17 protein-coding genes are annotated in these 14017 nt (G+C 43.6%); 2 read left to right on the forward strand and 15 right to left on the reverse strand.

Going from position 1 to position 14017, the window contains the following annotated elements:
* From OO184_RS23490 to fkpA, 9 genes are all read right to left on the reverse strand, one after another.
* Positions 1–151: GTP-binding protein (locus OO184_RS23490; protein ID WP_004208042.1), on the reverse strand; the 151-nt coding region annotated here is incomplete at its 3' end.
* Positions 152–222: 71 nt separating this feature from the next.
* The gene (gene fusA, locus OO184_RS23495; RefSeq protein ID WP_265381242.1) at positions 223–2331 is read right to left on the reverse strand and encodes an elongation factor G; all 2109 of its coding nucleotides are present in this window, start codon (positions 2329–2331) and stop codon (positions 223–225) included.
* A gap of 81 nt (positions 2332–2412) precedes the next feature.
* Entirely contained in the window at positions 2413–2883 is a 471-nt protein-coding gene (gene rpsG / locus OO184_RS23500; protein WP_011144816.1) for a 30S ribosomal protein S7, read from the reverse strand.
* Between the two features lie 97 nt (positions 2884–2980).
* Entirely contained in the window at positions 2981–3355 is a 375-nt protein-coding gene (gene rpsL, locus OO184_RS23505) for a 30S ribosomal protein S12 (protein WP_011144815.1), read from the reverse strand.
* A 135-nt stretch (positions 3356–3490) separates the two neighbouring features.
* On the reverse strand, positions 3491–3778 hold the full coding sequence (gene tusB, locus OO184_RS23510; RefSeq protein WP_265381243.1) for a sulfurtransferase complex subunit TusB: 288 nt from the start codon (positions 3776–3778) through the stop codon (positions 3491–3493).
* Positions 3779–3798: 20 nt separating this feature from the next.
* Entirely contained in the window at positions 3799–4158 is a 360-nt protein-coding gene (gene tusC, locus OO184_RS23515; RefSeq protein ID WP_265381244.1) for a sulfurtransferase complex subunit TusC, read from the reverse strand.
* 9 nt (positions 4159–4167) lie between these two features.
* Positions 4168–4563, reverse strand: coding sequence for a sulfurtransferase complex subunit TusD (tusD, locus tag OO184_RS23520; protein ID WP_265381245.1), 396 nt, complete (start codon positions 4561–4563; stop codon positions 4168–4170).
* Positions 4563–5276, reverse strand: coding sequence for a helix-turn-helix transcriptional regulator (locus OO184_RS23525; protein WP_265381246.1), 714 nt, complete (start codon positions 5274–5276; stop codon positions 4563–4565). The genes tusD and OO184_RS23525 overlap by 1 nt, the downstream gene beginning before the upstream one ends.
* Before the next feature lie 284 nt (positions 5277–5560).
* Positions 5561–6325 carry an FKBP-type peptidyl-prolyl cis-trans isomerase gene (fkpA, locus tag OO184_RS23530; RefSeq protein ID WP_265381247.1) on the reverse strand — a complete coding sequence of 255 codons (765 nt, stop codon included), beginning with the start codon at positions 6323–6325 and terminating at the stop codon, positions 5561–5563.
* A 249-nt stretch (positions 6326–6574) separates the two neighbouring features.
* Between fkpA and OO184_RS23535 the strand changes: the two genes are divergently transcribed.
* On the forward strand, positions 6575–6793 hold the full coding sequence (locus OO184_RS23535; RefSeq protein ID WP_265381248.1) for a protein SlyX: 219 nt from the start codon (positions 6575–6577) through the stop codon (positions 6791–6793).
* A gap of 106 nt (positions 6794–6899) precedes the next feature.
* On the opposite strand, the gene slyD is transcribed toward OO184_RS23535, so the two are convergent.
* The 4 genes from slyD to kefG all read right to left on the reverse strand — a co-directional run bounded on the left by slyD (position 6900) and on the right by kefG (position 10152).
* Positions 6900–7478, reverse strand: a complete 579-nt coding sequence (gene slyD, locus OO184_RS23540) for a peptidylprolyl isomerase (protein ID WP_265381249.1) — start codon at positions 7476–7478, stop codon at positions 6900–6902.
* Between the two features lie 88 nt (positions 7479–7566).
* Positions 7567–7770: a YheV family putative zinc ribbon protein gene (locus tag OO184_RS23545; protein ID WP_265381250.1), complete on the reverse strand. Its 204-nt coding sequence runs from the start codon at positions 7768–7770 to the stop codon at positions 7567–7569.
* Positions 7754–9598, reverse strand: coding sequence for a glutathione-regulated potassium-efflux system protein KefB (gene kefB, locus OO184_RS23550; protein ID WP_265381251.1), 1845 nt, complete (start codon positions 9596–9598; stop codon positions 7754–7756). The genes OO184_RS23545 and kefB overlap by 17 nt, the downstream gene beginning before the upstream one ends.
* 2 nt (positions 9599–9600) lie before the next feature.
* Positions 9601–10152, reverse strand: a complete 552-nt coding sequence (gene kefG / locus OO184_RS23555; RefSeq protein WP_265381252.1) for a glutathione-regulated potassium-efflux system ancillary protein KefG — start codon at positions 10150–10152, stop codon at positions 9601–9603.
* 122 nt (positions 10153–10274) lie between these two features.
* Between kefG and OO184_RS23560 the strand changes: the two genes are divergently transcribed.
* Complete coding sequence (locus tag OO184_RS23560) at positions 10275–12200, forward strand: ABC transporter ATP-binding protein (RefSeq protein ID WP_265381253.1); 1926 nt, start codon at positions 10275–10277, stop codon at positions 12198–12200.
* A gap of 200 nt (positions 12201–12400) precedes the next feature.
* Here OO184_RS23560 and OO184_RS23565 read toward each other — a convergent pair whose 3' ends face one another.
* Both OO184_RS23565 and OO184_RS23570 read right to left on the reverse strand, forming a co-directional pair.
* Entirely contained in the window at positions 12401–13291 is an 891-nt protein-coding gene (locus tag OO184_RS23565) for a LysR family transcriptional regulator (protein WP_265381254.1), read from the reverse strand.
* 399 nt (positions 13292–13690) lie between these two features.
* The coding region (locus OO184_RS23570; protein ID WP_265381255.1) for a DUF1240 domain-containing protein at positions 13691–14017 on the reverse strand (327 nt) is incomplete at its 5' end.

A 14017-nucleotide genomic window follows, 5' to 3' on the forward strand; every position in this document is an offset into this window, starting at 1 on the left:
CGATTTGGTCGAATGCGCGAGCGCTACCACCGTAGGTTTTAGCCAGTACGGTAGTGATGGCGGCAGTCAGGGTAGTTTTACCGTGGTCAACGTGGCCGATAGTACCAACGTTAACGTGCGGTTTTGTACGTTCAAATTTTTCTTTAGACACGACTCTATTCCTTAATATCGCTCCCTCATCATATAGGAGGGAGCAGAATCTAGATATTAAACCCGAAAAACTTATTTAGCTTTACGAGATTCGATAATAGCCTGAGCGACGTTGCTCGGCGCTTCATTGTACTTCAGGAACTCCATAGAGTAAGAAGCACGACCTTGGGTCTGAGAACGCAGGTCAGTAGCATAACCAAACATTTCAGATAATGGTACCTGAGCACGTACGATTTTGCCGGTAGTCATATCTTCCATACCGTCAATCATACCACGGCGGCGGTTTAGGTCACCGATAACGTCACCCATGTAATCTTCTGGCGTTTCAACTTCAACTTTCATGATAGGTTCCAGCAGAACTGGTTTCGCCTTCATAAAGCCTTCTTTGAAGCCCATAGAACCTGCGATTTTGAACGCCATTTCAGAAGAGTCGACTTCGTGGTAAGAACCATCGAACAGCGCCACTTTCACGTCAACAATCGGGTAACCGGCCAGAACACCATTTTTCATCTGTTCCTGAATACCCTTATCTACTGCCGGGATATATTCTTTAGGAACAACACCGCCAACGATTTCGTTAGCGAATTCATAGCCTACGCCACCTGGTTCCATTGGCTCAATACGCAGCCATACGTGACCAAACTGACCACGACCACCAGACTGACGAACAAATTTACCTTCTTGTTCAACAGTAGAACGGATGGTTTCACGGTAAGCAACCTGAGGTTTACCGACGTTCGCTTCAACTTTGAATTCACGACGCATACGGTCAACCAGAACATCCAAGTGAAGCTCACCCATACCAGCGATAATAGTCTGACCAGATTCTTCATCGGTAGACACGCGGAATGATGGGTCTTCCTGAGCCAGACGACCTAAAGCGATACCCATTTTTTCCTGGTCAGCTTTAGTTTTCGGCTCGATAGCAACAGAGATGACTGGCTCTGGGAATTCCATACGCTCCAAGATAATTGGCGCGTTGATATCACACAGCGTATCACCGGTAGTCACATCTTTCAGGCCAATCGCAGCAGCGATGTCGCCTGCACGAACTTCTTTAATTTCTTCACGTTTATTAGCATGCATCTGAACGATACGGCCAAAACGCTCTTTTTTGTCTTTCACTGGGTTAAGAACGGTATCACCGGAATTAACTACACCAGAGTAGACACGGAAGAAGGTCAGGTTACCAACGAATGGGTCAGTAGCGATTTTAAACGCCAGTGCCGAAAATGGTTCGCTGTCGTCAGAATGACGCTCTGCCGGCGTATCTTTACCGTCTGGCAGAATACCTTTAATGGACTCAACATCCGTTGGCGCCGGCAGGTACTCAATAACCGCATCCAGCATTGCCTGAACACCTTTGTTCTTAAATGCAGAACCACAGGTAACCAGGATGATTTCGTTAGTCAGAACACGATGACGCAGACCAGCTTTGATCTCTTCTTCAGTCAGTTCTTCACCGCCAAGGTATTTTTCCATCAGCTCTTCTGATGCTTCCGCAGCGGCTTCAATCAAATTGTTACGCCATTCTTCCGCCAGATCCTGCATATCAGCTGGGATATCTTCATAAGCGAAGGTAGTTCCCTGATCTTCATCGTTCCAGTTGATGGCTTTCATTTTCACCAGGTCAATAACACCGGTGAACGCATCTTCTGCGCCAATGGCTAATTGCAGAGGTACTGGGTTCGCCGCCAAGCGAGTTTTGAGCTGCTCGACAACGCGTAAGAAATTCGCGCCCATACGGTCCATTTTGTTAACGAACGCGATACGTGGAACTCTATATTTATTCGCTTGACGCCATACGGTTTCGGACTGTGGCTGAACACCACCAACCGCACAATAAACCATTACGGCGCCGTCAAGAACACGCATGGAACGTTCTACTTCGATGGTGAAGTCAACGTGCCCTGGGGTGTCGATGATGTTGATACGGTGCGCGTCAAACTGCTTAGCCATACCTGACCAGAAAGCAGTTGTTGCTGCGGAGGTGATGGTAATACCACGCTCCTGCTCCTGTTCCATCCAGTCCATAGTAGCAGCGCCATCATGAACTTCACCGATCTTATGGTTTACACCAGTGTAGAACAGAATACGTTCGGTAGTGGTGGTTTTACCGGCGTCGATGTGTGCACTGATACCGATGTTACGGTAACGTGCAATGGGTGTTGTACGAGCCATTTGATTCCTCTATATCCTAGGACGTTCAATGTAAATCTGGGTGGCAGAGCAGCCACCCAGGGCATCATCACTACGACGGAATTACCAACGGTAGTGTGCGAACGCCTTGTTAGCTTCTGCCATACGGTGAACGTCTTCACGTTTCTTAACAGCAGTGCCTTTATTTTCGGCTGCATCAGATAATTCGTTCGCCAGGCGCAGGGCCATAGATTTATCACCGCGTTTACGAGCAGCTTCAACGATCCAGCGCATTGCTAACGCATTGCGACGAACCGGACGAACTTCAACTGGTACCTGATAAGTAGAACCACCAACACGGCGAGATTTAACTTCCACGGTTGGACGCACATTATCCAATGCGAGTTCAAACGCTTCCAGATGTTCTTTACCAGAACGCTGAGCCAGGGTCTCAAGCGCACTATATACAATTGCTTCCGCAGTAGATTTTTTACCATCTACCATCAGGATATTGACAAATTTGGCCAGTAATTCAGATCCGAACTTTGGATCTGGCAAAATTTTACGCTGACCAATTACACGACGACGTGGCATGGAAATACTCCGTTTCGAATTCAGGGTTGTCCAAAACTCTACGAGTTTATTTTGACATTAAGGTAAATAATGTTTGGCCTTACTTAACGGAGTACCATTAAGCTTTTGGCTTCTTCACACCGTACTTAGAACGACCTTGTTTACGGTCTTTAACACCGGAACAGTCCAGTGCGCCGCGAACAGTGTGGTAACGCACACCTGGCAAGTCTTTAACACGACCGCCACGGATCAGAATTACGGAGTGCTCTTGCAAGTTGTGGCCTTCACCACCGATGTAAGAAGAAACTTCGTAACCGTTAGTCAAACGCACACGACATACTTTACGCAGTGCAGAGTTTGGTTTTTTAGGGGTGGTAGTATATACACGAGTACATACGCCACGCTTTTGCGGGCAAGCTTCCAGAGCAGGAACGTTGCTTTTTGCAACCTTCATGCTGCGGGGTTTGCGCACCAGCTGGTTAATAGTTGCCATTATTAAAAAAACTCCTGGTTTTTTTGCTTCGTAAACACGGATTAAATCTCTTGTCTGCCCAACGGCAAAACACGAGGACGCGGAATTTTATGGCTGACTCATCAGGGTGTCAAGAAATATACAGCTTTTTCTCAACTACCAGGCGAATTGTTGATGATGTTTTACCGTCAGATTAACAAAGTCAGTATAGTCGATCACTTGCACTTTGTCTGAAACCTGTCCGTTCAATCCCCGCGCCTCAATATCTTCTTTCAGCACATACAAGGTAACACCACAACTGATCAGAGTCGGCAGATAGCAATTACCTTCAATTCCTGCCAGTACACCATCCTGAATAAACAGGATGTCATCACCACTGGCAAGCAGCTTAAATATCACATTGAAATCACATTGATAAGGCGATCGGCTAACAGTATATAGCATATCATTGTCCTTCCAACAGCTCAGAATGTCAGCACGACATCATAGTCAACCAACTTCTCACGGAGCGTTTCTGCGGGTATCACTTTCGTATCCAGAACAAAACGATTGATTGAGCTTAACCCACGCATTACAAGGTCTTCCTGGCACAAATAACATTCGTCAATATCGTACAAAGGCAATACCTTAAAAGTAGCGATATAGTTTCTGGCAAGAATTCTGTCAGGCTGCTGATCCGGTAGTAGTTGGAGTACGCCGTCAGAAATAAAAAATACACCTATCTTTTCTGTTAATGCCGAAGTTGCCAGTAATGCATCTAAACCTTCCCTACCCCTTGCATCACCATGAGGTGCTTTAGTGAAGACAAAAGCAATTTTTTTCATTTTTGCCTCTCAGAATTGCACCACACGGTCGCAAGTCAACATAGCCTCAGCCAGTGTTCCCAATCCACTTAATTCAAACCCTTCTGCCAGGTTTGCTACTGGTAAATTCAACTCATTGGCCTGTTGAACATCAAGAACGCCACGGCGAAGGGCAGCGGCTATACAAATATGCATGCTAAACCGGCGCTCCTTTGCCATCACCTGCCATGCGCTAACCAAGTTAAACTCATCACTGGCGGGCGCAGTCAACTGATTGCCGTTATAAACCCCTTCCCGATAAAAAAATACGGTATTAAGTTTATGCCCCATCGAAATTAAGGCTTGCGCGAATTGGTAAGCGCTGCTGGCTTGTTGGGCGCCATATGCGGGCCCCGTAACCAGCAGACAATAAGACAACGAAGACATTACCGCTCAGGCCCTAAACATTCACCATTTTTAAACTGGCGAATATAGAGATACACAGTATGTTTAGAAATATTTAAACGCTCAGCAACCTGATTGATTGCATCTTTAATATCAAAAATGCCTTTCTCATAGAGATTCAGAACCACCTGCCTGTTTTTGGCATTATTGGATACACTGCGATCAATATTGACTTCTTCGATAGTATATTCCAGCGTTTGCGCAACCAAATCATCCACGGATGAGGCAAAATTTACATTCGGTGCGACATCATGTGTTTCCTCTGGAATAAATGTTTGAATAATTTCAGAGAAAGGAACATCAAGATTCATATTAATGCACAGGAGACCGATCACTCGGCGATTCCGGTTGCGGATCGCAATCGTGACTGACTTCATCAGTGAACCGCTTTTCGCCCGGGTAAAATAGGCTTTGGATGCACTACAATCTTCGTCTGTGATGTCATGCAACATACGCAACGCAAGATCAGTAATAGGTGAACCTATTTTACGACCTGTATGTTCTCCGTTAGCTATTCTGACGGCTGAACATTTAAGATCTTCCAATGAGTGAAGGACAATCTCGCAATGCCCACCAATCAGCATAGCCAAGCCATCAACCGCGGCTTCATAAGATTTTAAAATTTCGTGGTCCGTTTCAGTAAACGGTTGGTTTTCCAGTAAATCGACATCACCAGATAATAACGGGTTAGACATTCAATACACCATCCTTCAAACGCAGACAACGTCTTGCTAAAAATACAACGTGATAAACCTATAAAAATTTCTTGTGAAAATTCAATTGTTGCAGCTTAACAGAGATCTTAATCAAAGATCTTTGCATTCACATGAAATATTGACGTTAAAACCACATGACATCATCGTCAAGCCATTGCTATTCAGACATTTGGTCTCTATCACAGCTTTCAGTAACAAAAAACCGTTGACAGAATCTCTACCAACGGTTTTATCCGTATTCATCAAGCTATTTAGCAAATAGCTTACTTAGCTTTGGTATCCGCTTTAACATCCAACAACTCAATATCAAATACTAATGTGGAATTTGCAGGAATGCCCGGCAGATCCGCTTTACCATAGGCCAGCTCTGGTGGAATAACCAGTTTAATTTTTCCACCTTTTTTCACATTCTGTAAACCTTCTGTCCAACCAGGGATAACGCTATCCAAGCGAATAGAAAGCGGCTCATTACGCTTATAGGAGCTATCGAACTCTTTACCATCAATCAATGCGCCCCGGTAGTTCACAACTATCGTGTCGCTTGCCACAGGTTTCTTACCACTGCCGTCCTTTTCTATTTTATACAAAAGGCCGGTTTTGCTCTTAACAACGCCTTTTTCCTTAGCAAATTCTTCACGATATTTAGCACCTTTAGCTTCATTCTCGCGAGCTTCTTTTTCCATCTTAGCTTCAGCGGCAGACTTCACTTTCCCTTCAAATGCACGCAGCGTATTTTCAATTTCGCTGTCAGTCAGTTTGCTTTTATTATTGAAAGCATCCTGCACACCCGATAACAATTGATCTTTATCCAATGGGATACCCAGAGATTTCTGTTCTTTCAGGGTGTTTTGCATATAACGCCCTAAAGATGCGCCCAGAGCATAAGCATTTTGCTGATCTTCTGTTTTAAATGCGCTGTTCAATTCCGTGCTACTCTGACTATCTGCTTTAGCCGCCAACGCCTGAGGGGCGCTGAAAGCCATAGCTAATGTGGTAGCAAGCAGGGTAACTTTAAACAATGATTTCATCTGTTTCTCCAATAGCTTTGGGGGATTTTACCGTCAGCAAAAGTTATGCAATCAAGTCACTATAACCGTCTACAGGAGCACAACACAATATTTGCTGTTTTTAGTGCCCCAAAGTTATTAGGACAACATGAATGATAAGAGGTTTCATAATAACCGCATTTCACAGAATATTCTGGGCATAGTAGGCTACTCTTAATTAATATGAGGCATCTAACACAGGCAATATAGGACCTGAAACAGGAGAAAATCATGGATCTGTCAAAATTAGAGCAACGGCTTGAGCATTTGGAAAGTCGAATTGCCTTTCAAGAAATAACTATCGAAGAATTAAATCAGGTAGTGACTAAACAGCAAATGGAGATAACTAAATTAAGAGAGCATTTGCGGTTGATGACAGAACGATTAAAAGCCGCTCAACCTTCGTTGGTCGCTTCACAATCTGAGGAAACACCTCCACCTCATTACTAGTAGTAAGATTTTAAACGACAATAAATTAGGGCAAGCATTGAAACTAACTACGCCAAACTTGCCCCGCTTTTTTAAATATTAAAAATGCACTATCTGCTTTAGCTTATCAGTGGCAACTGCCGCCACCGCAGCATCCGTGTCCTTCATCATGATGGTGATGATGACCGTCGTCATGGCCGTGACCACCACAGCAACCGCCTTCGCCATGCTCGTGACCATGAGCGCCATGAACATGACCATGAGCCAACTCTTCTTCTGTCGCTTCACGAATGGCAATGACTTCAACATTGAATTTCAGATTCTGACCAGCCAACATATGGTTACCATCAACCACAACATGCTCATCTTCAACCGCTGTAATTTCTACAGGTACTGGCCCCATATCGGTATCAGCCAAGAAACGCATGCCGACTTCCAGTTCATCAACCCCAACAAAGACATCTTTTGGCACACGCTGAACCAGATTGTCATCATACTGGCCATAAGCATCATCAGCCTGCACGCTGACATCAAAATTCTCACCCGCCTCACGGCCTTCTAGCGCCTTTTCCAAACCGCTAATCAATGAACCACGGCCATGCAGATAGTCCAACGGCGCACTCGCCGGTGCCTCATCAACTAAAACACCATCTTCTGTTCTTACTTGATAAGCCAGGCTGACTACCAAGTCTTTTGCTACTTTCATGACATCTCCTACCCGTGGGTCTAAAAATTTTTACCGATTGTAGCGGAATTTTCAGTCTCTGTACTCACTCGCGCTAATATTCACATAATTATTGTGGGGTAAAAATACCAATAACCTGCTCCTGCTTTCTGACATGAGAGGTCACTTTCTCATCAGTCTGGCGTTGTTGGTGACCACAATGGACACATTCCACCACGTCAACCCGATCTTCTTGCCACATTGCTAGTGTGTCCTGAGAGTGACATTCTGGGCAGACAGCACCAGCAATAAATCTCTTACGACTTACTGACATGATTTGCTCCGCTATTATTCATGTATTCACGCTCATCCCAACCATCCGGTTGGCGACGTTCATTTAGCATTTCCCGTTCGAACAGCTCTTCCAGTTCCCGCCGCGCCTCTTTTATACGAGATATGTGAGCTACATCACCCTGTAGTTGCGGCATAAGTTCTCTCAGCATCCGCATATCTAACCGCTGGAAATGTTGTTTTGCACGATTAGCTTTATGCGGATGCATTCCCAATTCAACTAAGGTCTTACGCCCCAGTTCCAGAGCGCTGGAGAAAGTTTCACGGGTGAAATTCGCTATTCCACTTTGCAACAATTCATGCGCTTCCAAACGCCCTCTGGCCCGCGCCATAATGCGCAAATTCGGAAAATGTTTCTGGCACAAATGAACGATCATCATGGTATCTTCCGGCTCATTACAGGTGATGACTATCGCTTTGGCTTTATCCGCGCCTGCCGAACGTAGCAGCTCTAATTCAGCCGCATCGCCATAATAAACTTTATAGCCATAACGCCGCATCGTACTCACAGCGCTGACATCGCGTTCTAACACCGTTACACGGATTTTATTCACCATTAGAAGGCGACCGATTACCTGTCCGAACCGGCCAAAGCCCACTAAAATCACCTGCGGATCATCATTTTCCACAAAGGGCTGTTCATCCGTCTCATCTTGGGCATTATAACGGCGTGCCAGAATAGCATCTATCAATTGCATGACAAGGGGCGTTGTCATCATCGATATTGTCACCACCACCAGCAACAAAGCCATTTGCCCACTATTGAGCACATGCTGGCTCAGTGCAGCCGAAAACAGAACAAAGGCGAATTCTCCCCCCTGACTGAGTACGCCGGAAAATTGCAAACAGGATGAACCCCGTAAGCCGGCACTCATTGCGATAAGATAAAGAACAATGCCTTTCACAATCACCAAAACCAGCACACCAAGTAATACTTCGGACAAATGTATTAGTAGTACCCCTAGATTCAGAGACATACCGACCGAAATAAAAAACAGCCCCAACAGTAATCCTTTAAACGGCTCTATGGATATTTCCAGTTCATGGCGATATTCGCTATCTGCCAGTAATACGCCAGCGATAAAGGTTCCCAGCGCCATAGAAAAACCGAGCGCCTCCATAAACAGCGCCGAGCTGAGCACCACCAGTAATGCCGCGGCAGTAAATAACTCACTGACTCCAGCTCTGACAACCAAACGAAATAGCGGACGCAACAGATAACGGCCACCGAGCAACATGCCAGCAAAAGCAGCAATTTTTAACGCTATTAGATACCAGTCGCTGGATGCTGTTCCGCCTGCCAACAGCGGGATTAATGCCAAAGCCGGAATCACCGTCATGTCCTGAAACAGCAAAACCGAGAACCCAAGCTGCCCGCCTTCATTGCGGTTCATGCCCTTCTCTTTCATCAGTTGCAGAGCCATTGCCGTTGAGGACATGGCCATACCGATACCACCGATAACCGCCGCTTGCCATGAAAAATCGGTCAGATATAGCAGCACAGCCAACACACTCGATGTAAAAATAACCTGAGCCGCACCGACGCCAAAAATAGATCGCCTCAGTTGCCAAAGTTTAGAAGGGTTAAGCTCAAGGCCGATGATAAACATCAGGAAAACAATCCCCAATTCCGAGAAATGAAGAATATCATCAACATCCCGGATAAAACTCAGCCCCCACGGACCAAGGACAATCCCTGCCAATAAATAACCCAATACGGCCCCAATTCTGCACTTCTGTGCGATGGGTACTGCCACGACGGCAGCAAATAAAAACAATACACTGGCGCTCAATTGCGCTGAATGCTCCATAACTATAGCCCTCCTAATGACAATGGCGATTTGAGCCATTCACGATAAGCATTAGCATGGATGGCAAGAAGTTCAGGTTTTTGACGGCGCGCCCAATAAATAATGATCGGTGATAACCAATGCATACGGCACATAGCGGCGGTGAGTTCAAAAGGACGCAGGATCTCTTCCATTGGATAGAGATTATACCCATCAGCTCGGAAAGCGCCTTCCGGTTCGCCAGTGGTAATCACCGAACGCCAATATTTTCCCTGTAATGCCAACCCGGCAATACCGCTGGCAAATTCCCTCGTCAACACACGATCCATCCATTCCTTTAATAAAGCAGGACAACTGTAGGTATACAGCGGGTGTTGAAAGACAATCACCTGATGTTCTCGAAGTAGCTGTTGCTCATAGTGAACATCAATAAAAAAATCTGGATAAGCTCCATATAAGTCGTGGACCGTAACATGCTCTAAACCCTGCACAGGTTGTAACAAAACACGATTTGCTACTGAATCCTGTGGCTCAGGATGGGCATACAGCAGCAGGACTTTAGGCGGCTGCAACATCGTTCCCTCCTCAAGAACGTGTCAGGACACGTATTTTCCGTTAACATGCATACAAAGTTACAAAATTAAGACGCTTATTATCTGTTACTGCTAATTTAACATATTTTATACAAACGATACTTATGATTGTTTTCTCTTCATTACAAATTCGTCGCGGAACCCGTGTCTTGCTGGATAATGCCAGCGCCACTATTAATCCCGGACAGAAAGTGGGTCTGGTAGGGAAAAACGGCTGTGGTAAATCTACTCTACTTGCATTATTAAAAAACGAGCTTCAGGCTGAAGCAGGAACATTCACTTTTCCCAGTAACTGGGCACTCTCTTGGGTGAATCAAGAAACGCCTGCCTTGGAAATACCTGCTCTAGAGTATGTTATTGATGGTGATCGTGAATTCCGTCAACTGGAGCAACGGTTACAAATAGCCAATGAAAAAAATGACGGTAACCTGATCGCTCACCTGCACAGTCAATTGGACACAGTTCAAGCCTGGACTATCCGTTCAAGAGCATCAAGCCTGCTGCACGGCTTAGGTTTCTCTCAAGAGCAACTTGATCAACCTGTACGTGCATTTTCTGGCGGATGGCGCATGCGCCTCAATCTAGCTCAAGCACTACTCTGCCGTTCTGATTTGCTGTTGCTTGACGAACCGACTAACCACCTTGATCTGGATGCGGTTATCTGGTTGGAAAAATGGCTGAAAAGCTATCCCGGAACATTAATCCTTATCTCCCATGATCGGGATTTTCTCGACCCGATTGCCGATAAGATCCTTCATATAGAGCAACAATCGCTGTTTGAGTACAGCGGCAACTACTCATCTTTTGAACGCCAACGCGTGACCAAACTGGCGCAACAACAGGCTCTTTATAAAAGCCAGCAAGAGAAAGTAGCCCATCTGCAAAGTTATATCGACCGTTTCCGGGCCAAGGCCAGCAAAGCCAAACAGGCTCAGAGCCGTATCAAGATGTTAGAACGGATGGAGCTGATCGCCCCTGCCCACGTTGATAACCCATTTCATTTCAGTTTTCGTAAACCGGAGAGTCTGCCAAACCCCCTCCTGAAAATGGAAAAGGTCAGCGCAGGCTATGGCGAACGGACCGTTTTAAATTCCATCAAACTGAATCTGGTTCCCGGCTCCCGCATTGGTCTACTTGGCCGTAATGGCGCGGGTAAATCTACGTTGATTAAATTGCTGGCTGGTGAACTGCAATCTCAGAGTGGAGAAGTCGAATTAGCTAAAGGGATCAAACTGGGGTATTTCGCTCAACATCAACTGGAATATTTGCGTGCGGATGAATCGCCATTACAGCATCTAGTCCGTATTGCGCCACAGGAAACAGAGCAGCAACTTAGGGATTATCTGGGTGGCTTTGGTTTCAAAGGCGATCAAGTGACTGACCCGAGTGGGCGCTTTTCCGGAGGAGAAAAAGCACGTTTAGTTTTGGCTCTGATGGTCTGGCAACGTCCTAACCTTTTGTTACTTGACGAACCAACGAACCATCTCGACCTGGATATGCGTCAAGCACTGACAGAAGCGTTGATCGACTTTGACGGTGCATTGGTTGTGGTTTCCCACGATCGGCATCTATTACGCTCAACAACAGATGAGTTGTATCTGGTTCATGATGGCCGGGTAGAATCATTCAATGGCGATTTAGAAGATTATCAACAATGGCTGACAGATCAACAACGTCAACAAAATCAGCAAATACGTGAAAACAACGATAAGGAAAAAGAGACATCTAGCCAAAGCGCTCAGGAAAGAAAAGATCAAAAACGGCGTCAAGCTGACTTCCGTAACCAAACGCAACCACTGCGCAAACAGCTTGCTGATCTGGAAAAACAGATGGAGAAACTGGGTAACGAGCTGGTCGCACTAGAAAATCAACTTTCAGACAGCGCTATCTATGATAACAGTCGTAAAACTGAATTGACTGAATACCTGCAAAAACAAAATCAGACCAAATCAAAACTGGAAGAAATTGAATTAGCATGGATGGAAATTCAGGAGCAACTTGAAAAAATGACGCAAACGTTTGAAGGATAAATGATTTCATAAATTATCATTCAATAAGAGAATAAAGCGGAGAAAATAATCCGCTTTATTTTCAATAATATCCATACAGCTTCATTACTGAAAAAACCAATTCCACACTATGAAAAAATAAGGTCAGATAAAATAGTCTCTTTCTCTTTGAAATGAATAAGAGGCAATTTCACCATATAAATAACCCCTATTTTCTTCATTCACATACTATCAATAAATGAAGAGAATAATTCTGCTTCACTTATCAATCCATACTCAATAGCTGGGCTGCATAAAATGCCAAAATCAACCTCCATATCGGTTTTCAACACTTCTAATAAATCCAGATATTGTGATGGAATTGAACGGATAATTTTTTCCGGAATTAAAGAAAAACCATTACGTTTAATTATCAGTTCAATCATTACCATAATATCATTCGTTTTTAACATTAAATTCATATTATTATCATAAATAGAAAATGCGTTAATGCCATCAGTAAAATCAATGGGTATATCATCCTCATCCATGCCAATAAGCTGATATAACGATGCCATTTCAGCGCTTAATTCTGTCAAACTCCGCAGCCAATCACTGCCTTTTTTAAAAAGATAAACCAGTTTTTCAGTAAAAATCTTTCTAGGCATAAGTGATGAAGTTAATGGCAGCGGAACAATGGCGATATGTAATAAACCAGAGTTTAATAGATTCATTTGCTGCTCGAATGTCAGACCGGTAATGAGGACAAACACGACTTTTTCCTTCCTGCCTAGAAACATTCGCTCTTCCATTTTTCCAGAATCATAAATAGGAAAACAAGAGCTAACATAAAGGTAATGTGGCGAATCATCTTGCAAATCATGAGTAACCTGAATCTGAAACTGCTTAAAATGACCCAGTAATTTCTGAGCATTCTCAAAAGTTTTTTGTCCAAAATCAGTTAATCTGGTGCCACCTCGTCCTCTGGAAAACAAAAGCGCCCCGAATTCCTCTTCCAGTGCATTAATTTTCTTAGTCAGCGCAGGTTGTGAGATATGTAGTATTTGCGAAGCCTTGTGGTAATTAAGTGTTTCGGCTAATACGATAAAAGCTTTGATATTACGTATATCCATATCTCCACCATTTCAGGTTTATCTTTCATACGTTACTATTTCAATAACAACCAAACAATTTACACCTAACTTAAATTAGTTAAACAGAGATTAAACAACAATTATAAGATGATCAATTAATTTATTATAAAAATGTTGATAATAATTTATTTATACCATAATTCCTTTCTGCTCTTTAAGACAAATGATTAAATAATTCATTTAAATTAAATACGTTAGAAGATAATAAATTTTCCGATTTTTAGGTGTTTTCCCTACAGTAACTCCTATGCATTCTGTTGCATGTATTTTCTACTATATAGGATAGAGGAATATAGCTATTAATCTTAATTTTTAAATCAAAATGAGGACGACTATACTAGATTGATTTTTCTCCTTCATCTGCTAATAAGACCAATATTAATCACATAATTTAATATCTTTTACATAGGTATTAGGCGACATCCAGGATATTCTTGGACATACTAAATAGTTTTCACTTTTTAATTTATAGTGCACATACAAAGATGTAGGAAAACTTAAAAAAAATGAAATAATGGCTATCGTCCCAAAACAGTTAACAAAACCATCATGATGCTTTGGAGAACGACCAGTTATACTGACAAAAATAACTGCAACCATATAATATAAAACCAAAGGAGAAGAAAAAAATATTATAACAACACTACCTGAGAATGTTATTTGTTCATCCATTTCAATTAAAGAAATTATATTTTCCCCTGTCAA

This window comes from Photorhabdus aballayi, from assembly GCF_026153155.1.
In the GTDB taxonomy this organism is placed as follows: Bacteria; Pseudomonadota; Gammaproteobacteria; order Enterobacterales; family Enterobacteriaceae; genus Photorhabdus; species Photorhabdus luminescens.

Excerpts from the sequence above, each read along its gene's own strand:
- fusA (WP_265381242.1), bottom strand. The coding sequence starts at position 2,331 with ATGGCTCGTACAACACCCATTGCACGTTACCGTAACATCGGTATCAGT.
- rpsG (WP_011144816.1), bottom strand. The coding sequence starts at position 2,883 with ATGCCACGTCGTCGTGTAATTGGTCAGCGTAAAATTTTGCCAGATCCA.
- rpsL (WP_011144815.1), bottom strand. The coding sequence starts at position 3,355 with ATGGCAACTATTAACCAGCTGGTGCGCAAACCCCGCAGCATGAAGGTT.
- tusB (WP_265381243.1), bottom strand. The coding sequence starts at position 3,778 with ATGCTATATACTGTTAGCCGATCGCCTTATCAATGTGATTTCAATGTG.
- tusC (WP_265381244.1), bottom strand. The coding sequence starts at position 4,158 with ATGAAAAAAATTGCTTTTGTCTTCACTAAAGCACCTCATGGTGATGCA.
- tusD (WP_265381245.1), bottom strand. The coding sequence starts at position 4,563 with ATGTCTTCGTTGTCTTATTGTCTGCTGGTTACGGGGCCCGCATATGGC.
- OO184_RS23525 (WP_265381246.1), bottom strand. The coding sequence starts at position 5,276 with ATGTCTAACCCGTTATTATCTGGTGATGTCGATTTACTGGAAAACCAA.
- fkpA (WP_265381247.1), bottom strand. The coding sequence starts at position 6,325 with ATGAAATCATTGTTTAAAGTTACCCTGCTTGCTACCACATTAGCTATG.
- OO184_RS23535 (WP_265381248.1), top strand. The coding sequence starts at position 6,575 with ATGGATCTGTCAAAATTAGAGCAACGGCTTGAGCATTTGGAAAGTCGA.
- slyD (WP_265381249.1), bottom strand. The coding sequence starts at position 7,478 with ATGAAAGTAGCAAAAGACTTGGTAGTCAGCCTGGCTTATCAAGTAAGA.
- OO184_RS23545 (WP_265381250.1), bottom strand. The coding sequence starts at position 7,770 with ATGTCAGTAAGTCGTAAGAGATTTATTGCTGGTGCTGTCTGCCCAGAA.
- kefB (WP_265381251.1), bottom strand. The coding sequence starts at position 9,598 with ATGGAGCATTCAGCGCAATTGAGCGCCAGTGTATTGTTTTTATTTGCT.
- kefG (WP_265381252.1), bottom strand. The coding sequence starts at position 10,152 with ATGTTGCAGCCGCCTAAAGTCCTGCTGCTGTATGCCCATCCTGAGCCA.
- OO184_RS23560 (WP_265381253.1), top strand. The coding sequence starts at position 10,275 with ATGATTGTTTTCTCTTCATTACAAATTCGTCGCGGAACCCGTGTCTTG.
- OO184_RS23565 (WP_265381254.1), bottom strand. The coding sequence starts at position 13,291 with ATGGATATACGTAATATCAAAGCTTTTATCGTATTAGCCGAAACACTT.